This window comes from Kitasatospora sp. NPDC096140 (genome assembly GCF_040303045.1).
In the GTDB taxonomy this organism is placed as follows: Bacteria; Actinomycetota; Actinomycetes; order Streptomycetales; family Streptomycetaceae; genus Kitasatospora.
The window spans coordinates 48685-71797 of the sequence record NZ_JBEOUW010000039.1 but is presented as its reverse complement, the minus strand read 5'-3'; the positions used below and the strand labels follow the sequence as shown (position 1 = coordinate 71797).

17 protein-coding genes and 1 pseudogene are annotated in these 23113 nt (G+C 75.3%); 6 read left to right on the top strand and 12 right to left on the bottom strand.

Translation table 11 applies throughout. The features are described from left to right. Window positions 1-7: 7 nt before the first annotated feature. Both scpA and ABT048_RS31845 read right to left on the bottom strand, forming a co-directional pair. The gene (scpA, locus tag ABT048_RS31850) at window positions 8-2209 is read right to left on the bottom strand and encodes a methylmalonyl-CoA mutase (RefSeq protein WP_350525028.1); all 2202 of its coding nucleotides are present in this window, start codon (window positions 2207-2209) and stop codon (window positions 8-10) included. After that, complete coding sequence (locus tag ABT048_RS31845; protein WP_350525027.1) at window positions 2206-4107, bottom strand: methylmalonyl-CoA mutase subunit beta; 1902 nt, start codon at window positions 4105-4107, stop codon at window positions 2206-2208. Before ABT048_RS31845 ends, scpA begins: the two co-directional genes overlap by 4 nt. Before the next feature lie 442 nt (window positions 4108-4549). Between ABT048_RS31845 and ABT048_RS31840 the strand changes: the two genes are divergently transcribed. After that, window positions 4550-5644 (top strand): C40 family peptidase, encoded by a 1095-nt coding sequence (locus tag ABT048_RS31840; protein ID WP_350525026.1) that lies wholly within the window; start codon window positions 4550-4552, stop codon window positions 5642-5644. Window positions 5645-5791: 147 nt separating this feature from the next. Here the strand turns inward: ABT048_RS31840 and ABT048_RS31835 are convergent, their stop codons facing one another. From ABT048_RS31835 to ABT048_RS31820, 4 genes and pseudogenes are all read right to left on the bottom strand, one after another. Then, complete coding sequence (locus ABT048_RS31835; RefSeq protein ID WP_350525025.1) at window positions 5792-6703, bottom strand: M48 family metalloprotease; 912 nt, start codon at window positions 6701-6703, stop codon at window positions 5792-5794. Further along, window positions 6700-7071, bottom strand: a complete 372-nt coding sequence (locus ABT048_RS31830) for a BlaI/MecI/CopY family transcriptional regulator (protein WP_350525024.1) — start codon at window positions 7069-7071, stop codon at window positions 6700-6702. Before ABT048_RS31830 ends, ABT048_RS31835 begins: the two co-directional genes overlap by 4 nt. A gap of 205 nt (window positions 7072-7276) precedes the next feature. Next, complete coding sequence (locus ABT048_RS31825; RefSeq protein ID WP_350525023.1) at window positions 7277-10015, bottom strand: FtsX-like permease family protein; 2739 nt, start codon at window positions 10013-10015, stop codon at window positions 7277-7279. Window positions 10016-10215: 200 nt separating this feature from the next. After that, window positions 10216-10932: pseudogene (locus ABT048_RS31820) on the bottom strand (ABC transporter ATP-binding protein); the annotation flags it as partial. 249 nt (window positions 10933-11181) lie between these two features. On the opposite strand from ABT048_RS31820, the gene ABT048_RS31815 reads away from it, so the two are divergent. Beyond that, window positions 11182-11880, top strand: a complete 699-nt coding sequence (locus tag ABT048_RS31815) for a YoaK family protein (protein ID WP_350525021.1) — start codon at window positions 11182-11184, stop codon at window positions 11878-11880. Between the two features lie 118 nt (window positions 11881-11998). On the opposite strand, the gene ABT048_RS31810 is transcribed toward ABT048_RS31815, so the two are convergent. From ABT048_RS31810 to ABT048_RS31800, 3 genes are all read right to left on the bottom strand, one after another. Further along, on the bottom strand, window positions 11999-12655 hold the full coding sequence (locus ABT048_RS31810) for an Rv1733c family protein (RefSeq protein ID WP_350525020.1): 657 nt from the start codon (window positions 12653-12655) through the stop codon (window positions 11999-12001). A 522-nt stretch (window positions 12656-13177) separates the two neighbouring features. Further along, window positions 13178-13651, bottom strand: coding sequence for a nucleotide triphosphate diphosphatase NUDT15 (locus tag ABT048_RS31805; RefSeq protein ID WP_350525019.1), 474 nt, complete (start codon window positions 13649-13651; stop codon window positions 13178-13180). Between the two features lie 21 nt (window positions 13652-13672). Then, the gene (locus ABT048_RS31800; protein WP_350525042.1) at window positions 13673-15175 is read right to left on the bottom strand and encodes an SDR family NAD(P)-dependent oxidoreductase; all 1503 of its coding nucleotides are present in this window, start codon (window positions 15173-15175) and stop codon (window positions 13673-13675) included. Window positions 15176-15473: 298 nt separating this feature from the next. On the opposite strand from ABT048_RS31800, the gene ABT048_RS31795 reads away from it, so the two are divergent. After that, window positions 15474-16913 carry a GuaB1 family IMP dehydrogenase-related protein gene (locus ABT048_RS31795; RefSeq protein ID WP_350525018.1) on the top strand — a complete coding sequence of 480 codons (1440 nt, stop codon included), beginning with the start codon at window positions 15474-15476 and terminating at the stop codon, window positions 16911-16913. Here the strand turns inward: ABT048_RS31795 and ABT048_RS31790 are convergent. The 3 genes from ABT048_RS31790 to ABT048_RS31780 all read right to left on the bottom strand — a co-directional run bounded on the left by ABT048_RS31790 (window position 16874) and on the right by ABT048_RS31780 (window position 19639). Further along, window positions 16874-17869 carry a DUF5995 family protein gene (locus ABT048_RS31790; protein WP_350525017.1) on the bottom strand — a complete coding sequence of 332 codons (996 nt, stop codon included), beginning with the start codon at window positions 17867-17869 and terminating at the stop codon, window positions 16874-16876. The genes ABT048_RS31795 and ABT048_RS31790 overlap by 40 nt on opposite strands. Window positions 17870-17972: 103 nt before the next feature. Beyond that, entirely contained in the window at window positions 17973-18362 is a 390-nt protein-coding gene (locus tag ABT048_RS31785; protein ID WP_350525016.1) for a DUF3224 domain-containing protein, read from the bottom strand. Window positions 18363-18550: 188 nt separating this feature from the next. Then, complete coding sequence (locus tag ABT048_RS31780; RefSeq protein ID WP_350525015.1) at window positions 18551-19639, bottom strand: PP2C family protein-serine/threonine phosphatase; 1089 nt, start codon at window positions 19637-19639, stop codon at window positions 18551-18553. Between the two features lie 354 nt (window positions 19640-19993). Between ABT048_RS31780 and ABT048_RS31775 the strand changes: the two genes are divergently transcribed. The 3 genes from ABT048_RS31775 to ABT048_RS31765 all read left to right on the top strand — a co-directional run bounded on the left by ABT048_RS31775 (window position 19994) and on the right by ABT048_RS31765 (window position 23045). Beyond that, on the top strand, window positions 19994-21037 hold the full coding sequence (locus tag ABT048_RS31775; RefSeq protein WP_350525014.1) for a pseudouridine synthase: 1044 nt from the start codon (window positions 19994-19996) through the stop codon (window positions 21035-21037). A gap of 89 nt (window positions 21038-21126) precedes the next feature. Next, complete coding sequence (locus tag ABT048_RS31770) at window positions 21127-21912, top strand: SDR family oxidoreductase (protein ID WP_350525013.1); 786 nt, start codon at window positions 21127-21129, stop codon at window positions 21910-21912. Beyond that, a complete protein-coding gene (locus ABT048_RS31765; protein ID WP_350525012.1) occupies window positions 21909-23045 on the top strand; it encodes an S-adenosylmethionine:tRNA ribosyltransferase-isomerase in 1137 nt (378 codons plus the stop codon). The genes ABT048_RS31770 and ABT048_RS31765 overlap by 4 nt, the downstream gene beginning before the upstream one ends. Window positions 23046-23113: the final 68 nt, after the last annotated feature.

Here is a 23113-nt window from a genome sequence, read left to right as displayed (position 1 = left end):
CAGCGGCTCACAGCTCGTGGCCGAGCTCGGACGCCAGGGCCGTCAGCAGGTCGTGCGCGGCGTCCGGGATGACCGTGCCCGGGCCGAACACCGCCGCCGCGCCCGCCTCGTACAGCGCGTCGAAGTCCTGCGGGGGGATGACCCCGCCGACCACGATGGTGATGTCCTCCCGGCCCGCCGCGGCGAGTTCGGCGCGCAGCGCGGGCACCAGGGTGAGGTGGCCGGCGGCCAGCGAGGAGACGCCGACGATGTGCACGTCCGCCTCGACGGCCTGCCGGGCGACCTCGGCCGGGGTCTGGAACAGCGGGCCGACGTCCACCGTGAAGCCGAGGTCGGCGAAGGCGGTGGCGATCACCTTCTGGCCGCGGTCGTGGCCGTCCTGGCCCATCTTGGCGACCAGGATGCGCGGCCGGCGGCCCTCGGCCTCCTCGAACCGCTCGACCAGGTCGCGGGTGCGCTGGAGGGCGGCCGACGGGCCCGCTTCGTCTCGGTACACACCGGAGATGGTACGGATCTGGCCGGAGTGGCGGCCGTACACCTTCTCCAGGGCGTCCGAGATCTCGCCGACGGTGGCCATGGCCCGGGCCGCGTTGACGGCCAGGTGCAGCAGGTTGCCGTCGAGCGAGCCGCCGCGCTGCGGTCCGGCCTCGGCGGCCCGGGTGAGCGCGTTCAGCGCGTCCTGCGTGGCGGCCTCGTCGCGCTCGGCGCGCAGCCGGCGCAGCTTCTCGATCTGGCGGGCCCGCACCGCGGAGTTGTCGACCTTGAGGACGTCGATCTGCTCGTCGCTCTCCACCCGGTACTTGTTGACGCCGATCACCGGCTGGCGGCCGGAGTCGATGCGCGCCTGGGTGCGGGCGGCGGCCTCCTCGACGCGCATCTTGGGGATGCCGGCGTCGATCGCCTTGGCCATGCCGCCGGCGGCCTCGACCTCCTGGATGTGCTGCCAGGCGCGGGCCGCCAGGTCGTTGGTCAGCTTCTCGACGTACGCCGAGCCGCCCCACGGGTCGATGACCCGGCAGGTGCCCGACTCCTGCTGCAGCAGCAGCTGGGTGTTGCGGGCGATCCGGGCGGAGAAGTCGGTGGGCAGGGCGAGCGCCTCGTCGAGGGCGTTGGTGTGCAGCGACTGGGTGTGGCCCTGGGTGGCGGCCATCGCCTCCACGCACGTGCGGGTGACGTTGTTGAACACGTCCTGCGCGGTGAGCGACCAGCCGGAGGTCTGCGAATGGGTGCGCAGCGACAGTGACTTGGGGTTCTTCGGGTCGAACTGCTTGACCAGCTTGGCCCAGAGCAGCCGGGCCGCGCGCAGCTTGGCGACCTCCATGAAGAAGTTCATGCCGATCGCCCAGAAGAACGACAGCCGCGGCGCGAAGGCGTCCACGTCCAGCCCCACGTCCAGGCCCGCGCGCAGGTACTCCACCCCGTCGGCCAGGGTGTAGGCCAGCTCCAGGTCGGCGGTGGCCCCGGCCTCCTGGATGTGGTAGCCGGAGATGGAGATCGAGTTGTACCGGGGCATCTTCTGCGAGGTGTACGCGAAGATGTCCGAGATGATCCGCATCGACGGCTGCGGCGGGTAGATGTAGGTGTTGCGGACCATGAACTCCTTGAGGATGTCGTTCTGGATGGTCCCCGCCAGCTTCTCCGGCGGCACGCCCTGCTCCTCGGCGGCGACGATGTACAGCGCCAGCACCGGGAGGACGGCGCCGTTCATGGTCATCGACACCGACATCCGGTCCAGCGGGATGCCGTCGAACAGCTGGCGCATGTCGTAGATCGAGTCGATGGCGACGCCCGCCATGCCGACGTCGCCGGTGACGCGCGGGTGGTCGCTGTCGTAGCCGCGGTGGGTCGGCAGGTCGAAGGCGACCGAGAGGCCCTTCTGGCCGGCCGCCAGGTTGCGGCGGTAGAAGGCGTTGGACTCCTCGGCGGTGGAGAAGCCCGCGTACTGGCGGACGGTCCACGGCTGGTTGACGTACATGGTCGGGTACGGCCCGCGCAGGTACGGGGCGATGCCCGGGTAGGTCTCCAGGAAGTCCAGCCCGGCCAGGTCCGCCGCGGTGTACAGCGGCCTGACGCCGATGCCCTCGGGGGTGTCCCAGACCAGCTCGTCGACGTCCTTGCCGGTGGACTGCCGCCAGGCGGCCTGCCACTGGTCGTCCGAGACGTCGGCGGCGCCGCCGTCCAGCCCGATACCGGTGAAGTCGGGAATCATCGAGCCGCCTCGCTCTCGTCCTCGTCGGCGCCGCGCGCGCCGGTGATCTGGTCCAGCAGGGAGGTGAGGACGGCGACCGCGTCCCCGCCCGCGTGGATGAACCCGTCCACTCCGGCCGGGGCTTCGCCGAGCCGTCCGGCCAGCAGCACCTTCGCGGCGCCGGCCGCCTTCAGGGCGGCGGCGACGGCCTCGGCGTGCTCGCCGTACAGGGTGTCGCTGGAGCAGAGGCAGGCGACGGTGGCGCCGGAGGCGGTGAACGCCTCGGCGAACGCCGCCGGGTCGACGCCTTCGAGGGAGGTCGTCGCGATGCCGCCGGCCTGGAACAGGTTGGCCGCGAAGGTGGTGCGCGCGGTGTGCGCGGCGGCGGTGCCGATCGAGGCCAGGAACAGCTTCGGCCGCTCGCCGGTGGCCGCGAGCGCGGCGTCCGAGCGGTCCCGCAGCGCCTCGTACGCCTCGGCGCGGCGCACCTGCGGCAGGCCGCCGGCGAGCGCGGCCGGGGCCGGCTCGCGGACCAGCGGCTGCTCGTCCAGGTGCGGGAACTCGCTGACGCCGGTGACCGGTTCGCGCCGCTTGGCGAGCCTGACGGACCGCTCCGCCCAGGTCGCGGCGAGCCGCTCGCCGACCAGCCCGGACCCGAGGGCGGCCTGCTGGCCGCCGGCCCGCTCGATCTCCTGGAACCAGGCCCAGGCGGCCCGGGCCAGCTCCTCGCCGAGCTGCTCGACGTACCAGGAGCCGCCGGCCGGGTCGATCACCCGGGCCAGGTGGGACTCCTCCAGCAGGATCGACTGGGTGTTGCGGGCGATCCGGCGGGCGAAGGCGTCCGGCTGGCCGAGCGCGCTGTCGAAGGGCAGCACGGTGACGGCGTCGGCGCCGCCGACCCCGGCGGCCAGGCAGGCGATGGTGGTGCGCAGCATGTTCACCCACGGGTCGCGGGCGGTCATCATCACCCGGGAGGTGACGGCGTGCTGACGCTGCGCCGAGGCCGCGGCGGACGCCCCGGACACCTCGGCGACGCGGGCCCAGAGGCGGCGTGCGGCACGGAACTTGGCGATCGTCAGGAACTGGTCGGCGTCGGCCGCGTAGCGGAACTCCAGCTGGCCGAGCGCGGCGTCGACCGACAGTCCGGCGGCGGTGAGCGCGCGCAGGTAGGCGACGCCGGTGGCGAGCGCGCAGCCCAGCTCCTGCGCGGGGGAGGCGCCGGCCTCGTGGTACGGCAGGGCGTCGACGGTCAGCGCCCGGACGTTCGGGTAGTCGGCGGCGCAGCGGGCCGCGAGCGCGGTGGCCTCGGCGAGCAGCTCGTCGGTGCGGGCGGTGTCGCCGGTGCGGGCCTGGAGGCCGAGCGGGTCGGCGCCGAGGTTGCCGGAGGCGTCGCCGGGGGAGACCTCGCGCTGCTCGTAGAGCTTGAACAACTGCTCGGCGGCGTTGGTGAATTCGGGTCCGGCGTCGAGTGCCACCGCGGCCAGGTCCAGGTACACGCCGGTCAGCGCCTCGGGCAGGGCGTCCACCGGGAGGGCCCCGCCGCCCAGTTCCAGCCAGAGCGAGCCGACGCCGTTCTCCAGGTCGGCCAGCACGGCCTCGTTGGCGCGCCGCCGGTCCGGGTCGGCGTGTCGCTGCCGCACGTCCCACCCGGCGACGGCCGAGCCCTGCGGCCGGCCGCCGCGGACGAACGGCGGGAAGCCCGGGTACCCGGGGTCGACCGCGGTGTCCTCGGCGGTGTACAGCGGGCGTGCACCGAGCCCGTCCTGGAGCTCGGTGGTGAGTGCCTGCTCGGCGGCGGCGCCGTCCTCGGGCTGGGCACCGGACTTGCGCAGCACGCCCTGGACGAGCTGCTGCCACTGCTCACGGTGCGCGGCCGGGAACTCGGCGGCGAGGGGGAGCCCTTCGGGCGGGACCTTCATGTGCGCAGGTTAGCGCCCGTTCGCGTACCCGCAGGAGGGGCGCCGTGTGTGACCTTTCCCTCGATTTGGCGCATTCTCAGCACTCCGCGGGGCGGGCCGTGCCATGGGCCGGCGATCACGGATCCGGCGGGGTCACCCGCGGCGGGGAGCGGGGGAAGGAACGCCGGCAGTCGGGCCGGGGTGAACCGAGCTGAACCGGGGTGAACCAAGGCCTCGGCGGCGCCCGTAGTCAATACCGATGGCACGGAACGCGATCGATGTCCCGTCATGGCCCCGAAACGTCATGATCAGGGGGATTGCGGAACCCCGCCCCTCATCTATTAAGTTACTTCGAAGAAGGTGGGCGGGGCAGCATCCCCCCGTTGCTCGCCCCGCCTGCCTTCGCCGTCCCCCGGCCCGTACGGGCCGGCCCCGGATTCCCCCGAAGGAGAGCCGACCGCCCATGGGAAAGCGCCGCAAGCCCAGCCCCCCCAGCCGGGCCCGTATGGCGGTCCTCACCACGGCCATGGCGGCCGGCGGCGCGGTCCTCGCCTCGGGCACCGCACACGCCGAGCCCGCGCCGACCCTCGCCTCCGTCAAGGAGCAGGTGGACAAGCTCAACGAGGAGGCCGAGCAGTCCATCGAGCGCTACAACGGCTTCCAGGCCCAGCAGCAGAAGCTCCAGGTCGACGCCAACCAGATCCAGGAGAAGGTGGTCCGGGGCCAGGAGGCGATGAACGAGCTGCGCACCCGGCTCGGGGCCGTCGCCGCCGACCAGTACCGGACCAACGGAATCGACGCGTCGGTCCAGCTGATGCTCGACTCCGACCCGTCCGGCTACCTGGAGCGCGCCGCGGTGCAGAACCAGGTCGCCGAATCCCAGGCGAACCTGCTGAAGCAGGCCCAGGACGAGCAGCGCAAGCTCGACCAGGACCGCGCCGAGGCCACCGCGACCCTCGCCTCGCTCGACGCGGTCGGCAAGCAGCTGGCGGAGCAGAAGAACGGCATCCAGACCAAGCTGGCGCAGGCGCAGGAGATGCTGAACAAGCTCAGCGCCGAGGACCGCGCCAGGATCAACGCCCAGCAGTCCGCGGAGAAGGCCAAGGCCGAGGCCAAGCAGGCCGCCGCCGCGGGCACCGCCGCCGCGGCGGACCGCGCCTCCCGCTCCGCCGACCGCCCCGACATGAACGCCCCGCTGCCGGCCGCCAGTGGCCGGGCCGCGGCCATCATCGCGTTCGCCCAGGCCCAGCTCGGCAAGCCGTACGGCTGGAGCAAGACCGGCCCGGACAGCTTCGACTGCTCCGGCCTCACCAGCCAGGCCTACCGCGCGGGGGGCCGCACGATCTCCCGGATGTCCCAGGACCAGTGGAACGACGGCCCGCACGTCGACCGCGCCAACCTGCAGCCCGGTGACCTGGTCTTCTTCTACGACGACCTGCACCACGTCGGGCTGTACATCGGCGACGGCAAGATGATCCACGCGCCGCGCACCGGCAAGAACATCGAGGTGCTCCCGATCTCCGTGATGCCGTACATGGGCGCCGTCCGGCCGGCCTGACCGCGCCCGCGGCGGTCCGGCCGCCGCACTGCCCACCGCAGGCCCGCTCCCGCTCCGGCGGCAGCGGGCCCGCGGCGTTCCGGGCCGGCCGCGGACGGCCCGCCGCGAGTGCTGCAGGTGCTACCGGTGTTACGGGTGCTACCGGTGCTACGGGTGCGGTGCGCAGGCCAGCAGGTACGGCAGCGCGGGCAGCACCGGCAGCGCCAGCACCCCGAGCCGCCAGGCCGGCCGCCGCCGGCCGCCACCGGGGCGGGCCAGCCGCCGGACCCGGGCCAGCACCCCGGTGACGGCCACCCCCAGCGCCCCGCCGCCCGCCACCCCGCCGCCCGGGGACGGGACCCCGGCGGTCGCCAACGCGTAGAGCGCGGAGGCCAGTTCACCCCGGGATGCGTGCGCCAGCGCCGCGTCGTCGGCCGCCATCTCCAGCAGCAGCGCCACCTCCGAGCGCCCCAGCCGGGCCAGCGGCAGCGGTCCGAGGAGCAGCGCGAAGGTGTCCGCCGGCAGCCGGAACAGGTGGTGGCGGCCCCGGATGTGCCCGTGCTCGTGGGCGACGGCCGCGGCGAGCTGCCGTTCGTCCAGCAGCCGCAGCGTCCCGCGCGACAGCACCACCCGGGAGCGCCGTCCGGGCAGGCAGTACACGGTCGGGTGCGCGTGCTCCAGCACCAGTGCGTCCCAGCGCCCGTCCCGGACGGCGACCAGGTCCAGCACGGCCCGGTGCCGCCGCCGGGCCCGCCCGGTGCGGACGCCGACGGCGGTGACCAGGGCGGCGACCACCGCGCCGGCGGCGGCCAGCAGCCACCAGTCGTGGGTGTGCGGGAGGAGACCCCCGGCCGGCTCGGCGTGGGGGAGCAGGCCGAGCAGCCCGGCCGGCTCGTGGGCGAAGGGCTCCACCGCGTGGTGCGCCGCGAACAGCAGGGCGACCGTGAACGAGGCCATCAGCGCGAGCCAGAGCCCCGCACCGGCCCCCGGACGGGCCTGGAGCCGCGCGGAGCCGGCCAGCCGCCGGGGCAGCAGCACCCCGGTCACCGCCAGGTAGAGGACGAGCAGGGCGAGGGTCACTCCGGATCCCGGGACTTCACCTGTTCGAGGGCCGCGAGCAGGGCGGAGGCCTCGTCCCCGCTGATCCGGTCGATGAAGCGGAGCAGCGCGCCCGCCCGGTCGGGGGTGGTCTCCAGCGCCTGGTGCATCAGCCGGGCGGTGTACTCCTCGCGGGTGCAGGTCGGCTCGTACACCCAGGCGCGGCCGACCTTGTCACGGCGCAGCCAGCCCTTGGTGTGCAGGATGTCGGCGACCGTGGTGACGGTGGTGTACGCGACGGCGCGCTGCTGCTGCAGGTCGTCCACGACCTCGCGCACCGTGGCCGGTCGGCCCCAGGCCCAGAGCCGGTCCATGATCTCGGCCTCCAGATCGCCGAAGCCCCGTAGCACCGCCCTTGTCTCCCTCGCCGAGCCCACCGCCGGCGCCCTTCGCCCGCCGGAACGCGGCCCATGGTACGGCGAGCGCCGGGCGCCCGCCCCCGGCCTCCGGAGGCGGGCGCCCGGCGTCTTCCGGGTGGTGCCCAGGTGGTGTCCGAGCGGTGTCGACCGGTGCCCGGTACGTGTGCAACCGGTGATCGAACCCGACGGGCCGGGGTCAGGACAGCCGCCGCCCCAGCGGGATCCGGGACCGGGTGAACAGCGCGGCGAGCAGCCCCGCGACCACCGGCAGCACCAGCACCACCAGCAGCAGCTCGACCCACGGCGCGGTGATCAGCGCCGGCTTGGCCCCGAACCCGCTCGCCCGGGACTTCAGCAGCCCCACCGCCGGCACGAACCCGTTGGCCGCGCCGAGCAGCGCCCCCAGCAGGGCGATCAGCGCGCACTGCAGGCCCGCCATGCTCCGCCGGATCCGCGGCGGTGCGCCGACGGCGGCCAGGGTGGCCTGGTCCTGCCGGGAGTCGGCGGCCGCGAGGCCGGTGGCGATCCCGGCCGCGCCGAGCACGACCAGCCCGGCGAAGCCGGTGAGCGCCAGGGTGAGCGCGTCGCTCTTCGGCTGGAAACCGCGCTCGACCGACAGCGTGGCCATCCGGTCTAGCCGGATCGCAGCCGCTTCGGCGCGCTGCTGCGCCCGGCGGTCGGGCGGCGTGGCGGGCAGCCAGACCGAGCCGGTCGGCCGCGCGGAAAGCCCGAGGCGCGGCAGCGCGGAGGGCAGCACCATGCCCTGGGCGAAGCCCGCGGCGGCCTCGTTGTCGACCAGCACCGCGTCGACCGGGACCTCCTGGAGATCGGGCTTGGGCACCTCGCCCGGCTGCACCGCGCCGCTGCCGCCGCGCAGCATCAGCACGGCCTTCCCGTCGGCGCCCAGCAGGGCGCGGTCGAAGACCAGCAGCTTCCCCGCGGCCAGCGCCTGTTCGGCGGCCGGGTCGTGGACGGCGAACAGGTTGTGCAGCACGGTGGCATCCCCGGCGGCCAGGTGCGGCGGGGCGCCGAGGCTGCGCCGATTCACCGGGCCCTTGAGCTGGACGGTGCTGGAGCAGTTCTCGCAGAAGCGGTACATGACGTCGGCGAGGTCGCCGCGCGGGCCGAGGCCGGTCAGCTGCTCCTCCAGTTCGCTGCGCAGCCGGTCGAGCCGGGGCCCGTCGGTGGAGCTGGTGAGCTGGACGGCGCCGTACGGGGCCTGCGGCCGGTAGTCGCGCCGGTTCTCGGCGTCGGTGCTGGTGGTGTACACCCCGATGGCGACGGCGCCGGCCACCGCGGCCATCACCGCGGCCACCGCCGGTGCGGTGCGCGAGCGGTGCCGGGCGGAGTCGCGCAGCGCGAGCCGGGGCCCGAGCGGCAGCCTGCCGGCCGCCCGGCCGATCAGGGCGACCAGCATCGGGGTGCAGAGCAGCAGCCCGATCTCGGCGGTCACCGAGCCGCCGAGCACGGTGAGCGTGCGGGTGTCGTAGCCGCCGACGCCCGGTAGGTCGCGCTGCACGGCACCGGCGCCGTACACCGCTAGGACGCCGCCGAGGGCGACCAGCGCCACGCCGCCGACGGTGACCGCGCGGCTGGGGCCGCGGACGGTGTCCCGGCCGGTGAGTCCGGCGGTGACGCTGCGGCGGGCGGCCTGCACGGCGGGCAGTGCGGCCGCGAGCAGGGCGGTGACCAGGCCGATCCCGGCGATCGCGAGCAGGTCCAGCGGCGGCAGGGCGAGGTGTCCGAACCGTGCGCCGCCGACCCGTTCGATCTGCGGCCGGAGCACGGCGACCAGTCCGGTGCCGAGCGACACCCCGGCCAGCGCCCCGGCCGCGCCGAGGACCAGCCCGCCGCCGAGGACCACCGCGCCGACGTGGGCGCGGCTGCCGCCGGCGGCGCCGAGCAGGGCGAGCTGGCGGCGGGAACGGCGGGCGCCGACCGCGAAGGCGGGCCCGGCGAGCAGGGCGACCTCCAGCAGCGCCATGCCGGTGACGGTGGCGACGACGATCTCGGTGTTGTCGCCGGTCGACAGGTCGCCGAAGCGGTGCGCGTCGCGGTAGTAGGGCACGGCCTGCTCCGGCGGCGGGGCGAGCGCCACCGAGCGGGCGGTGAGCGTGAAGCCGTGGGCGTTGAACCGCTGCACCGCGGCCCAGTCGAGCGCGGCCCCGGACGGCAGCCGGACCAGCCAGGCGGCGCGCTCGGCCGGACGCTGCTCGGCGGCCGGTCGGCCGGTGGCCTGGGCGGCGGCCAGCTGGTCCAGCAACTCGCCGGGCCGGGCGACGAGTTCGACCCGGCCGAGCTCGTCCGGGTGCTCCACGACACCGGTGATGGTGAAGGTCGTCCCGTCCAGTCCCTGGACGGTGGTGGTGCCGCCCGGCCGGAGCCCGGAGCGGTCCAGGAACGCCCGGGTGACGGCCACCTCGCGCGGGGCGCTCGGGGCGCGGCCCTCGACCAGGTCGATCCGGCCGTGCCAGATCGGGTCGGCGAGGTTCGCCTCGGTGGTGAGCGTGCGGACCAGGCCCTCGGGTGAGGTCGCACCGCTCTCCGGGCCCGGACGGGCCGGGGTGAGCGCACTGCCGGACGGCAGCAGCGAGCCGACCAGGCCGACCGGGTCGGCGGTCGCGCCCTTCTGCTGTTCGGCGGTGGGCTGCTCCCCCGGGCGGGGCTGGACGACGAGGACGCCGTCCTCCGCGACCGGCGCCTGTTCGACGGTGCGGCCCGGGTCGAGGGCGGTGACCAGGGCGTCCGCGCCGCCGACCACCCGCTCGACCCGCTCGGCCGGGGTGAGCTGCCCGCTGCGGTGGACCACGTCGGCGCCGGTGACGCCGAGCACGGGAAGGGCGATCATGGCGGCGATCAGGGCGCTGCGGCCCTTGGCCCGCAGGGCGTCGCGGCGGGCGATGCGCAGGGCGACCCGCCAGGCTCCGAGCCTCACCGCGTCACCCCGCCGATCGAGCCGGGGCGGTGGCCCGTCGTCGGACGGTCCGGGGAACGGTCGTACGCGGAACCGGCGTCGGTGGAAGGGCCGTACGGGGAACGGTCGTACGCGGAACCGGCGTCGGGGGAAGGGCTGTCGGCGGACCGGTGACCGGTGGACCGGTGGCGGGCGGATCGGGGGCCGCGGCTCTCGGAGTCGACCGCGCCGTCCCGGAGGTGGACCACCCGGTCCGCCCAGGCGGCGTGCGCGGCCTCGTGGGTGACCATCATCGCGGCCGCCCCGGCGTCGCAGCGGGCGCGCAGCACCCCGAGCACGGCCTCGCCGGTGGCGGAGTCGAGCGCGCCGGTCGGTTCGTCGGCGAGCACCAGGCGCCGCTCGCCGATCAGGGCGCGGGCGATCGCGACGCGCTGCTGCTGGCCGCCCGACATGTCGTCGGGGAAGCGGTCGGCCAGTTCGCCGATGCCCAGCTCCTCCAGCGCGGCCAGCGCCTCCCGACGGGCCCGGCGCCCCGGGACACCGTCGAGTTCGCGCGGCAGGGCGATGTTCTCGGCGGCGGTGAGCGCCGGGATCAGGTTGTAGTCCTGGAAGACGTACCCGATGGAGCGCCGCCGAAGGTCGGCGAGCCTGCCCCGGCCGAGCTTGCCGAGCGGGACCCCCTCCACCAGGACCTCGCCGTCGCTGGGCCGGTCCAGTCCGCCGGCCAGGGTCAGCAGGGTCGACTTGCCGGAGCCGGACGGCCCCATGACGGCGACGAACTCCCCGGGGTGGACGGCCAGGTCGATGCCGCGCAGGGCGTGCACCTCGGCGGCGCCCCGCCCGTGCACCCGGGTGACGTCGGCCAGTTGCAGGACGGGCCCCGGCCGGGCCGGATCGGTGGTGGACACACTTCCCCCTTGTGAGCTTCTCGACTGCATATGTCGGTGAACTATATATGCCGGGAGATGAAGTTCAAGGCGAACCCGCCGCGGGTCGGGCCCGGTCAAACTTCTACAAAGGTGTCGAAGGAGAGTCGGGAGGTGTCGGGGAGCCGAGGGGTGTGCGAGAGGCAGGGGTGCGGGAGGGGCGGGGAGAGGCGGGGAGAGACGGGGCAAGGCGCGGACGGCCGTGGTCCGAGCCGGGCGGCCCGGCGCCCGTCCGAGGGGGTAGAACGGAAGGACCGTCACATGAGCCGCCTGGGAGGCCCGATGCCGAGCCCCGATCCGAAGCACGGACCGTTGGTGCTGATGCTGCTGGTGCTGACCGTGGTCACCGGAGTGGTGGACGCGGTCAGCTACCTCGCACTCGGTCACGTCTTCGTCGCCAACATGACCGGCAACGTGGTGTTCCTCGGCTTCGCGATCGCCGGGGCGCCGAACCTCTCCGCCATCGCCTCGCTGGCCGCCCTGGCCGCGTTCCTCGTCGGCGCCCTGGCCGGCGGCCACCTCGCCCGCCGCCTGCCCGGCCACCGCGGCCGGCTGCTGACCACCGCCGTCGGCGTCCAGGCGGCGCTCGTCGCGACGGGCACCGTCCTGGCGGCGGTCGTCGGCCACACCTCCGACCCGGCCCGCTACACCCTGATCGGGCTGCTCGGCTTCGCCATGGGCGGCCAGAACGCGGTGGTCCGCGCACTGAAGATCCCCGACCTCACCACCACCGTGCTCACCATGACGATCACCGCCCTCGCCGCCGACCTCACCGGCCCCCGCCGCTTCGCCTCCGCGGTCTGGATGTTCGCCGGTGCCCTCCTCGGCGCGGTCCTCGTCCTGCACGCCGACGTCCCCGGCGCCCTCGGCCTGGCCCTCGCCCTCCTCCTCACCGTCGCCGTGGTCACCCACCGGAGCGCCGGGTCCACCCCCGCCCCGGAGTGGACCAAGCCCTTGTGAGCGGGCGCGCGGCGGACCCCGCCCGCCGGTCCGTGGCAGTCGGGTGCGCCCGCCGGGCGGCCCCGGGCCCCGAGCCGGGTTCGTCCGCCAGGCGTTGCCGCCCGCCGTGCCGGGCGGCTCAGTCCTCGTGGCGGTGACCCGCGCGGCCGCTCCAGAGCGGTTCGAGCCGGGACCAGCCGTCCGTCCAGGCCGTTTCGGCGCGGCGGTCGAGGGCGTGCAGGCGCAGACGGAGGGCGAGGACGACGAGGGCGAGCAGGGTGAGGAGGGTGCCGGTGCCGGCGCAGGCGGCGGAGACGGCGAGGGCGGCGCGGTCGACCGGGGGAGGGGAGGCGTCGCCGGCCGCGTCGATCCAGATCGACATGCTGCTGCCGGCGGCGGCCGGGCGCAGGGCCTGGACGGTGCCGGCGTGCGCGGTGCCGTCGGGGGCGGTCCAGGTGGCCTCGACCTCGGTCCGGCTGTTGTGGCCCCCGGCCAACCGCCCGCCGCCGGTGGCGGTTTGGCCGGGGACGGTGCGGATCACGGCGTCGACCTGGTGCAGTCGCGCGCGTTCGATGTCGGCCTGGGGCGCGGTGATGCGGAACAGCAGCAGTGCACCGACGGTCGAGACCGCGAGGACGAGCGCCGCGCCGAGGGCGGCGAGCAGCCAGGCCCGGGCGCGGGAGCGGTCGAGCGGGCGGGCGAGGGGTTCGTGTCGGGCACCGAGGGCCCGCCGCACCTGACGGCCGGTTCGCTGCGGGAGCGACGCGGGCCTGGCCGTGCGGGGTGTGTCGGACACGTTGACGGCTCCTCAGGGGCGCGGGGGAGTGCGGCGGTTCGCCACCAATTTCCACCCGTCGGGCCCCGGGCACAAGAGTCGTGCGCGCTCGGAGGACCGCTGTCGCCGCGAGCCGGCCGCCACTTCCGTCGTTCGTTCCGCCGTCCGTCCCGCCAGTGCCGCTCGGCCCCGCAGCCGGGACGTTCGGCCCTCGGCAGCGGTGGCCCCGCCGGGGCAGGCTGGGTACCGGCGGCGCCCCCCGTGCCTGGGCGCGGCCGTGGCCCGGTTCGACCGTGGGGGTGCCGGGCCGAGGTACGGGGCAGGGGGTGGTCGCGCGGCCACCCCCTGCTTTCCGTGCGCGACTTCGCCTTCGGAACGGGTGTTTCTCCGGGTCAGGGCCGTATTCTCGCCGATCGCCGGGCCGGCGGCGGCCCGCAACGGCTGAGCGCCGTCACTGCCGGCACCGCAACGGCTGAGCGCCGTCACGGTTGGTGAGTGCCGTGATCGAGCCGACCACCGCGCCGGTCGCCCCGTCGCCCGCGCTCAGCGGACGACGGGGTAGCCGTGCGTCCCGTCCCGCCGCACGCCGTCCAGGCCGGGCAGCCAGCTGCCGAGGACCAGCGCGGACGGGTAGAACATCGGCTCCGGCAGCTCGTCCACCGCGAAGCGCTCCCAGCCGGCGCAGGCGTGCGGCTCGGTGACCACCGCCTCGGCCAGGCTGGGCGGGGCGAGGACGGCGGCGGTCAGCCGCGGCCGGCCGAGCTCGTGGTCGAGGTGCACGGCGAGCACCCGCATCCCCCCGGCCGGCAGCACGATGCCGGTCTCCTCGGCGAGTTCGCGGGCCGCGGTCTGTTCGAAGGACTCGCCCGGGTCGACCTTGCCGCCCGGCAGGCTCCAGGTGGGCGGCTCACCGGCGGTGGTGCGTCGGCCGACCAGCACCCGGCCGTCCCCGGTGGGCACGATGATCCCGGCGCCGAGCATCGGTGCGGTCGTCCCGGCCTGCGGTGCGGTGGTCAACTCGGGCTCTCCTTCGGATGGTTACCAGTTGGCGCGCTCGTAGTCCTTGAGGAAGCAGCCGTACAGGTCCTCGCCCTGCTCGCCGCGCACGATCGGGTCGTACACCCGGGCCGCGCCGTCGACCAGGTCGAGCGGGGCGTGGAAGCCCTCCTCGGCGAGGCGCATCTTGTCCGGGTGCGGCCGCTCGTCGGTGATCCAGCCGGTGTCGACGGCGGTCATCAGGATGCCGTCGTTCTGGAACATCTCCTGCGCGCTGGTGCGGGTGAGCATGTTGAGCGCGGCCTTGGCCATGTTGGTGTGCGGGTGGCCGGCGCCCTTGTAACCGCGGGTGAAGACGCCCTCCATCGCGGAGACGTTGACCACGTACTTGCGGCGGGACGCGGACGCGGCCATCGCCGGGCGCAGCCGGCTGATCAGGATGAACGGCGCGGTGGAGTTGCAGAGCTGCACCTCCAGGAGTTCGACCGGGCCGACCTCGCTGACGGTCTGCACCCAGCTGTTGGTGTCGGCGAGGTCGGGCACCAGGCCGCCGGCGTCGATCGCGGTGCCAGCCTCGATCCGGGCGGGGGTGGCGGAGCCGGTGACCAGCGCGAGCGAGGTGACGTCCTCGGCGGCCAGCCGCTGCTCGCCGCCGGTCGCCTGGTGGGGGAGTTCGGGCAGGGCGACGCCGCCGCTGCCGAAGCGGCCGATGGTGGTGGCCTGCGGCAGCTCGCCGGCCGGCAGCGGGGCGGACTCGGCGTTGACCAGCTCGCGGTAGGACTCCGGCGGGCGGCGCACGGTCTGCGCGGCGTTGTTGATCAGGATGTCCAGCGGGCCGTCGGCGGCGACCTCGTCGGCGAGGGCCATGACCTGGGCCGGGTCGCGCAGGTCGATGCCGATGATCTTGAGGCGGTGGATCCAGTCGGCGCTGTCCGGCATCGCCTTGAAGCGGCGGATGGCGTCGTTGGGGAAGCGGGTGGTGATGGTGGTGTGGGCGCCGTCGCGCAGCAGCATCAGCGCGATGTACATGCCGATCTTGGCCCGGCCGCCGGTGAGCAGCGCACGCTTGCCGGTGAGGTCGGCGCGGGCGTCGCGGCGGGAGCGGTTGAGCACCGCGCACTTCTGGCAGAGGTTGTGGTAGAACGCGTCGACCTCGACGTACCGCTGCTTGCAGGTGTAGCAGGAGCGCGGGCGCTCCAGGATCCCGGCGATCTCGGTGGTGGTGACGGTGGTCAGGCCGAAGGCGCCGGCCGTCTCGTCGTCGATCCGGGTCGGCGCACCGGTGGCGGTGCGGGCGGTGACCGCGCGGTCGTTGGCGGTCTTGCGGGCCCGGGTCTCCTGGCGGCGGCGCTGCTTGAGGGTGCGGAATATGCCGCCCACGGCCTGCCGGACGGTGATCGCGTCCGGGTGGTCGACGTGCAGCTCGTCGAGCTCGGCGATCACGTCGAGGCAGAGCTTCAGCCGTTCGGGGTCGAGGCCGGGACCGTAGTCGATCTCCTCCTCGGTGCCCTCGTCCTGGCCGTGCTGGATGTCCGTCTGCCCGATGCCCACGCCTGCTGCCGCTTTCCTGTTCGCCTCGCCCATTACCGCGTGAATGCTACGGGAGTCGTCCCGACCGGGGCGAAAAGCCGACGTCGGAGGCAGTCTTTGGATGATCCTCCAGGTCTACGCGCGGAGCTTTGATCACGGTTTGTGCACAGCCCCAGCAATGTTCCTCGAACTGGCTTTTGCCCCCGCCCTCACGGAGAATCGAATGCTGGGTGCAGGGCGCCCGAGTGCGCCCCGACGGCATCGCTGCAACCGCACCCGAGGTGTAATTTCTCCCAGCCAGAGAGCCCCCTTCATGCGCTTCCTGAACGACCTCAAGCCCTCGTACGACCTCACGTACGACGACGTCTTCATGGTCCCCAGCCGTTCCGCCGTGGGCTCCCGGCAGGGCGTGGACCTCTCCTCGAACGACGGCACCGGCACCACCATCCCGCTGGTCGTGGCCAACATGACCGCCATCGCCGGCCGCCGGATGGCCGAGACCGTCGCCCGCCGCGGCGGACTGGTCGCCATCCCGCAGGACATCCCCACCGAGGTCATCGCCGAGGTCATCTCCTGGGTCAAGCAGCGCCACCTGGTGTTCGACACCCCGATCACCCTCGCCCCGGGCGCCACCGTCGCCGAGGCGCTCTCGCTGCTGCCCAAGCGCGCGCACGGCGCGCTCGTGGTCGTCGAGGACGGCAAGCCGGTCGGCGTGGTCACCGACTCCGACTGCCAGGGCGTGGACCGTTTCACCAGCCTCGCCGACATCATGTCCCGCGACCTGCTGCTGCTCGACGAGTCCATCGACCCGCGCGCCGCCTTCGAGAAGCTCACCGAGGGGCACCGCAAGCTCGCCCCGGTGGTCGACGGCGAGGGCCGCCTGGTCGGCATCCTCACCCGCAAGGGCGCGCTGCGCGCCACCCTGTACACCCCGGCCGTGGACGCGGCCGGCAAGCTGCGGATCGCCGCCACCGTCGGCATCAACGGCGACGTCGCGGGCAAGGCCAAGGCCCTGATCGAGGCCGGTGCCGACGTGCTGGTGGTCGACACCGCGCACGGCCACCAGGAGTCCATGATCAGCGCGCTGCGCGCGGTGCGCGGCCTGGACCCGCAGATCCCGATCGTGGCCGGCAACGTGGTCTCCGCCGCCGGTGTCCGCGACCTCGTCGAGGCGGGCGCCGACATCCTCAAGGTCGGCGTCGGCCCGGGCGCCATGTGCACCACCCGGATGATGACCGGCGTCGGCCGGCCGCAGTTCTCCGCCGTCCTGGAGTGCGCCGCCGAGGCGCGCCGGCTCGGCAAGCACGTGTGGGCGGACGGCGGCGTGCGGCACCCCCGCGACGTCGCGATGGCGCTGGCCGCCGGCGCCTCCAACGTGATGATCGGCTCCTGGTTCGCCGGGACGTACGAGTCCCCGGGCGACCTGCAGACCGCCGCCGACGGCCGCCAGTACAAGGAGAGCTTCGGCATGGCCTCGGCCCGCGCGGTCAGCAACCGCACCGCCCAGGACTCCTCGTACGACCGGGCCCGCAAGGCGCTGTTCGAGGAGGGCATCTCGCACTCCCGGATGTTCATCGACCCGGCCCGCCCGGGCGTCGAGGACCTGATCGACTCGATCATCGCCGGCGTGCGCAGCTCCTGCACCTACGCGGGCGCCAACAGCCTGGAGGAGTTCCACGAGAAGGCGATCGTGGGCGTCCAGAGCGCGGCCGGCTACGCCGAGGGCAAGCCGCTGCACTCCAGCTGGGCCTGATCGACCGCGGCCGCGGCCGCGGCGCAGACGCCCGCCGCCTCGGTGCCTGCTGCGTCGCTGCCCGGTCCACCACCGTCGGCTCCGCCACCGTCCGCTCCGGCGGATGATCCACCGGCCGGCCGGTTCCTCGCCTCGGGGAGCCGGCCGGCCGGCGCCGGTCCGGGGGCGTCCCGTCCGCCGCGCAGCCCCAGCGGGAGCAGCAGGGCGCGGCCGAGCAGGCCGACCGAGCCGTCCAGCGCGGTGGCGAAGGCCCGGGCCGCGCCGGGCAGGTGCCGCAGCTCCCAGAGCGCCTCGACGGCGGACCAGGCCCCCTCGCGGGCGGTCTCGACCGACCAGGTGCCGAGCAGGTGGGTGAGCGGCTCGGCGTGCTCCAGCAGGTCGGGCCCGGGCATCAGCCGCTCCCGGACGGCCGTCTCCACCTCGGCCAGCACCCCGTTGATCCGGTGGTAGTCCTCCTCGACCGCGGCCGGTCCGCAGCCCCGGCGGTGGCAGGTGTCCACGACGGCCAGCGGCAGGTCGTGCTGGATGTGGGCGTTCATCCCGGCCAGGGCGAACTGCAGCGGGTGCACGCCCGGGTGGGCGCGCAGCGTGAACAGGGCCCGCCAGCAGGCGGGTGGTTCCTGCCCGGCCGCGTCGGCGGCCACGGCCCGCAGGTACCGCCGGGCGAACAGCACGTCCAGCTCGGCCATCGCCGCGGGGTCGGCGAAGTACCCGCCGGCGAGCCGGTCGCGGACCGCCGCCGTGACATCGAGGTAGAGCCGGTTGAACACCGCCACGCCGTCGGCCTCGGGCAGCCCTGCCCCGATCTCCCGCAGTCGGCCGAGCACCTCCTCCACCGTGTCGGCCTCCGCGCGGGCGGATTCCTCCGCGGCCGTGCCGGTGGCCGTGGCCGTGGCTGTCCCTGTGCCGGCGGCCGCGTCGGCTGCCGTCGTACGATCCACCGCCGTGTCGGGCATGTGCCACCCTCCGATGTCGATCGTGCACTGATCGCATCATCGTGACAGCGCGGCCCGGCGCCGCACGGGCACGGCACGCCGGGGCCCGGCCGGGCGGCGCGCCTCAGCCCAGCTCGTACTCCAGGACGAAGGTGTGGGCGCCGGACTCGTCGACGGTCAGGTGGAACTCCCCGGTGATCCCGGCCAGCTCGCCCGCGCCCGTGCCCGGCACCACGCGTATCGTCGTGGCGGCGGTGTCCCAGGCCGCGTGCTGGAGCACGAACGAGCCCTTGCGGCCGTCCAGTTCACCCGTCACGTGCTCCACCGCGACGTACGACGCCGGGCCGCCGGAGGGGCCTCCGACGGAGAGCATCCGCACCTCGCTCGTGCCGCTCAGCGCGCCCGTGAAGGTCTTGGCGATCCGGATCCGCCCGAAGGACGCGCTCTCGCGCTCCTCCGTCTCCACCGGTTCGAACGCCGTCAGTTCGAACGACCCCTCGGCCTTGAACCCCATGGCACAGTCCCCTCGTCGATTGCGGAACACGTCCCGCCGGCGGGCTCCCCGCCGATCGCGTACCGAGCCTGGCACACGGCACTGACAATCGCGCCCGAGCGGCCGAGCGGCCGAGCACCCAAGGACCCAAGCACGAAAGGCCCGAGCGCCCGGCGCCGCCCGGCACGGCTCCCGGTCACGGCTCCCGGTCACGGCTCCCAGCGCACCGCCAGCACCGCCGCGTCGTCGGCCAGCCCGGAGTCCCCGACCCAGCCGCCGACGTCCGTCAGCACGGCGTCCAGCACGTCCGCCGGGCTCCCGCCGTGCAGTCCGGGCAGCCGCTGTGCCAGCGGGTAGAACCGCCCGCCGGCGTCCCGGGCCTCCGACACGCCGTCGGTGTGCAGGAGCAGCAGGTCGCCCGGCTCCGGGTCGAAGCGCCGCGTCGGATACTCCTCGCCGGTCAGCGAGAGCAGCCCCAGCGGCGGCGCCGGGAACGGGGGCTCCAGCTCGCTCACCCGGCCCGCCCGGCGCAGCAGCGGGGACGGGTGGCCGCAGTTCACCACCCGCACCGGCCCCCGGTCCGGCGCCACGTCGAGCAGCACCGCGGTGGCGAACCGGTCCCCGTCCGGGCGGGCCGTGAGCGCCGCGTCCAGCCGCTCCGCGAGCCGCCCGGGGTCGGGCTCGGTCCGCGCGGCCTCCCGGAACACCCCCAGGACGTCCGCGGCCGTCTCCACCGCGGGGAGCCCGTGCCCCTGGACGTCCCCGAGCAGGATCCGCACCCCGAAGCGGGTCTCCACCACGGCGTACAGGTCCCCGCCGATCCGCGCCTCGGCCGCGGCCGCGACGTAGCGCACCGCCACCCGCAGCGGCCCGATCCGCTCGGCCGGCGGCCGCAGCAGGGCCCGCTGCGCCGCCTCGGACACCGTCCGGACCTGGAACAGCTCCCGTTCGCGGGCCGCCACCAGGACGACGCTGGCGGCGCTGGCCAGCGTCGAGGCCAGCACCGTGACCGGCACGCTGATCCGGACGGAGAGCGGCAGCTGCGCGTTGGCCGACTCCAGCAGCCCGACCGCGAGCAGCGCCGCCGCGCCGACCAGCAGCGGCACCCGGGCCCGCCGGGTGGTGGCCCCGGCGAGGACGGGGGCCACCGCGAGCAGCGGCGCCAGGGTGGTCCCGGGGCCGATGGCCAGGGCGGCCACCACGGCGGCGACCAGCAGCAGGAGCGAGCCGTACAGCAGCATCCGGGTCCGTCGGGGCAGGTGCAGCGGCGGCACCCCGTCCGGGCCGTCGGCGGTCACGCGTCCTCCTGTGGTCCGTCGGAAGGTCCGACCGGGGTCCGGCAGACGGCCGGCGCGGGGCCGGCGGGGATGGGCGGATGGTCGGCGGCCCCCGGGGGTGCGGGGGCCACCGGTCCACTCTCCCCGCCCCGACCCGGGTCAGCACCTCGACCGGGTCCGGTCCGGCCCCCGGCCGCGGACGGCGGCGGCGCCCCTGCCTGCGAACGGAGGCAACCCCGCGCCCGCGAACGGAGGCAGCCTCGCCCGCCGGACGGCGGCAACCCCGCGCCCACGAACGGCGGCGCCCCGCCCGCCGGACGCGGCCGCACCTCGCCCGCGGCTCCGGCGGGGCCGCGCACTACGCTGGGCCGGGAGATGAGACGCAAGAGCCGCCGCCCGGCCTCCCCCCTCCCGCAGCGCCACGGCGTGGACCCGGTGCACCTCCGGCTGCCGCCGGAAGGCCCCTGGCCGACCGTGCGCGACCACCTGGTCGAGCGGCTGCCCGCCGTCCCGGCCGCGCGGATCGACGCCGCGCTGCGCGACGGCGAGATCGTCGGCGAGCACGGCCCGATCACCCCGGACGAACCGTTCCGCCCAGGTACGCACCTGTGGTTCCACCGGGACCTCCCGCCGGAGGTGCGCGTCCCCTTCGACCTGGTCGTGCTGCACCGCGACGAGCACCTGGTGGTCGTGGACAAGCCGCACTTCCTGGCCACCACCCCGCGCGGCAGCCACGTCACCGAGACGGCGCTCTCCCGGCTGCGGCACGCCCTGGAGCTGCCCGAGCTCAGCCCCGCGCACCGCCTGGACCGGCTCACCGCCGGCCTGGCCATGTTCGTGGTCCGCCCCGAGGACCGCGGCGCGTACCAGACGCTGTTCCGCGACCGCCTGGTGCGCAAGGAGTACCGGGCGATCGCCCCGTACGACCCGGAGCTGAGCCTGCCGCGCACCGTGCGCAGCCACATCGTCAAGGAGCGCGGGGTGATCGCCGCGCAGGAGATCGACGCGCCGCCGAACAGCGAGAGCCGGATCGACCTCCTGGAGCGCCGCGACGGCCTGGCCCGCTACCGGCTGCGCCCGCTCAGCGGACGCACGCACCAGCTGCGGCTGCACATGAGCGGCCTCGGACTGCCGATCCTCGGTGACCCGGTGTACCCGGTGGTGCTGCCGGAGACGGCCCCGGACGACTTCCGCCGCCCGCTGCAACTGCTCGCCTCGGCGGTCGAGTTCACCGACCCGCTGACCGGCCGCGAACGCCGCTTCGAGAGCCGCCGCACCCTGGCGGCCTGGACCGACCCGCAGGCGTGGGCCGAAGGCCCCGGCGTCGGGCCCGCCGGGGAGCCGGTCGGGGAGTCCGTCGGAGAGCCGTCCCGGGAGCCCGTCCGGAAGGCCGTCCGGGAGCCCGTCGGGGAGTCCTAGGACCGTCCGGCGGCCTAGTCCCAACGTCCGACCCGGTCCCGGTCCCGGTGGCCGATCCGCCGCCCGCCCGGCGGCGGGATGGTTGCCGCATGAACGCCGCACAGCGCACCGCCGCACTGCACACCGCCCCCGTCGCCCTGGTCACCGGCGCCTCCCGGGGCCTCGGCCTGGCCCTCGCGCACGCCCTCGCCGCCGACGGCTGGCAGTTGGTGATCACCGCCAGGGGCGCGGCCGGACTCGCCGCCGCCGAGGCGGACCTGGCCGCCGTCACCAAGGTCGTCGCGCTGCCCGGCAGCGTCGTCGACGACGACCACCGCGCCCGCCTCGCCGAGGCCGCCGAGCGCCTCGGCGGCGCGAGCCTGCTGGTCAACAACGCCGGCACGCTCAACGGCGCCGCCGCCCCCGGATCCGAGCCGCTGCCCCGGCTGGCCGACCACCCGCTGCCGGACCTGCTGGAGACCTTCGAGGTGAACGCGCTCGCCCCGATCGCCCTCACCCAGCTCGTCCTGTCCCAGCTGCGCGGGCACGCCGGCGCCGTCCTCAACATCAGCTCCGACGCCGCGGTGGAGGCCTACGCCGGCTGGGGCGGCTACGGCGCCAGCAAGGCCGCGCTCGACCTCGCCACCGCCGTCCTCGCCCGGGAGGAGCCGGAGTTGCGGGTCTGGGCGGTCGACCCGGGCAGCATGCGCACCCGGATGCTCCAGGAGGCGAGCCCGGGCGACGACATCTCCGGTGAGCCACTGCCCGAGCAGGTGGCGCCGCTCCTGCTCGGCCTGCTCCGCGACCGCGCCCCGTCCGGCCGCTACCGGGCCGAGGACCTGGCCGTCCCGGTGGCGGACCCGGCCGTCCCGGCAGCCGACCGGGGTGGGCGATGACCGCGACCACCGACTTCGGCTCCGGGTCCGACTCCGGGATCGACGGGATCGACGGGTTCGACGGGATCGACGGGTTCGACGGGTTCGACTCCGACCTCACCGTCCCGCCCGAGTTGTCCGCCCGGGCGCCGGCGGAGGCACGCGGCACGGCCCGGGACGGCGTGCGGATGCTGGTCGGCCGGCGTACCACCGGCGCCGTCGAGCACCACCGCTTCACCGACCTGCCCGAGGTGCTGCGCCCGGGGGACCTGCTGGTGGTCAACAACTCGGCGACCCTGCCGGCCGCCCTGCCCGGGCGGCTGCCCGACGGCACACCCGTCGCGGTGCACCTCTCCTCCGCCCAGCCGGACCGGCACGGCGCCCACCTGGTCGAGCTGCGCCGCGTCGTGCCCGGGCAGGCGGCGGCGTACTACCCGCCGGACGAGTCCCCGGCCCGCGCGGGCCTGCGGGTCGCCCTGCCCGCGGGTGGTGCGGCGGTGCTGACCCGGGCCCTCACCGCCCGCCTCTGGTACGCCGAACTCGCCCTTCCGGCCCAGCTGTTGCCGTATCTGGCGGCGCACGGCCGGGCGATCCGCTACGGCTACGTGGACCGCGAGTGGCCGATCGACGCCTACCAGACGGTCTTCGCGACCGTCCCCGGCAGCAGCGAGATGCCCAGCGCGGCCCGCCCGTTCACCGCCGAGGTGGTGGCCCGGCTGGCCGCCCTGGGGGTGCTGGTCGCTCCGATCACCCTGCACACCGGGGTGGCCTCGCCCGAGGCGCACGAGGCCCCGTACGCCGAACGCTTCCACGTTCCCGCCGCCACCGCCCGCCTGGCCGGCCACGTCCGGGCCGACGGGGGCCGGGTGATCGCCGTCGGGACCACCGTGGTCCGCGCCCTGGAGTCCGCCGCGGCAGCGGACGGCTCGCTCCGGGAGGCCGACGGCTGGACGGAGTTGGTGATCACCCCCGAGCGCGGCGTGCGCGCCGTCGACGGCCTGCTCACCGGCTGGCACGAACCGCGCGCCTCCCACCTCCTGATGCTCGCCGCCGTCGCCGGCCGCCCCCTCCTCGCCGCCTGCTACCGGGAGGCCGTCCGGCACCGCTACCTGTGGCACGAGTTCGGCGACGTCAACCTCCTGCTGCCGGACTGAGCCCGGCCCGGACCCGGCCCGGGCCTCGCTATGCCACGTAACGCCACGTCACGCCACGCCATGCCCCG

Bases quoted from the DNA above. Each gene is read 5' to 3' on its own strand.
- scpA (WP_350525028.1), bottom strand. From the start codon at position 2,209: ATGATTCCCGACTTCACCGGTATCGGGCTGGACGGCGGCGCCGCCGAC.
- ABT048_RS31845 (WP_350525027.1), bottom strand. From the start codon at position 4,107: ATGAAGGTCCCGCCCGAAGGGCTCCCCCTCGCCGCCGAGTTCCCGGCC.
- ABT048_RS31840 (WP_350525026.1), top strand. From the start codon at position 4,550: ATGGGAAAGCGCCGCAAGCCCAGCCCCCCCAGCCGGGCCCGTATGGCG.
- ABT048_RS31815 (WP_350525021.1), top strand. From the start codon at position 11,182: ATGAGCCGCCTGGGAGGCCCGATGCCGAGCCCCGATCCGAAGCACGGA.
- ABT048_RS31795 (WP_350525018.1), top strand. From the start codon at position 15,474: ATGCGCTTCCTGAACGACCTCAAGCCCTCGTACGACCTCACGTACGAC.
- ABT048_RS31790 (WP_350525017.1), bottom strand. From the start codon at position 17,869: ATGCCCGACACGGCGGTGGATCGTACGACGGCAGCCGACGCGGCCGCC.
- ABT048_RS31785 (WP_350525016.1), bottom strand. From the start codon at position 18,362: ATGGGGTTCAAGGCCGAGGGGTCGTTCGAACTGACGGCGTTCGAACCG.
- ABT048_RS31775 (WP_350525014.1), top strand. From the start codon at position 19,994: ATGAGACGCAAGAGCCGCCGCCCGGCCTCCCCCCTCCCGCAGCGCCAC.
- ABT048_RS31770 (WP_350525013.1), top strand. From the start codon at position 21,127: ATGAACGCCGCACAGCGCACCGCCGCACTGCACACCGCCCCCGTCGCC.
- ABT048_RS31765 (WP_350525012.1), top strand. From the start codon at position 21,909: ATGACCGCGACCACCGACTTCGGCTCCGGGTCCGACTCCGGGATCGAC.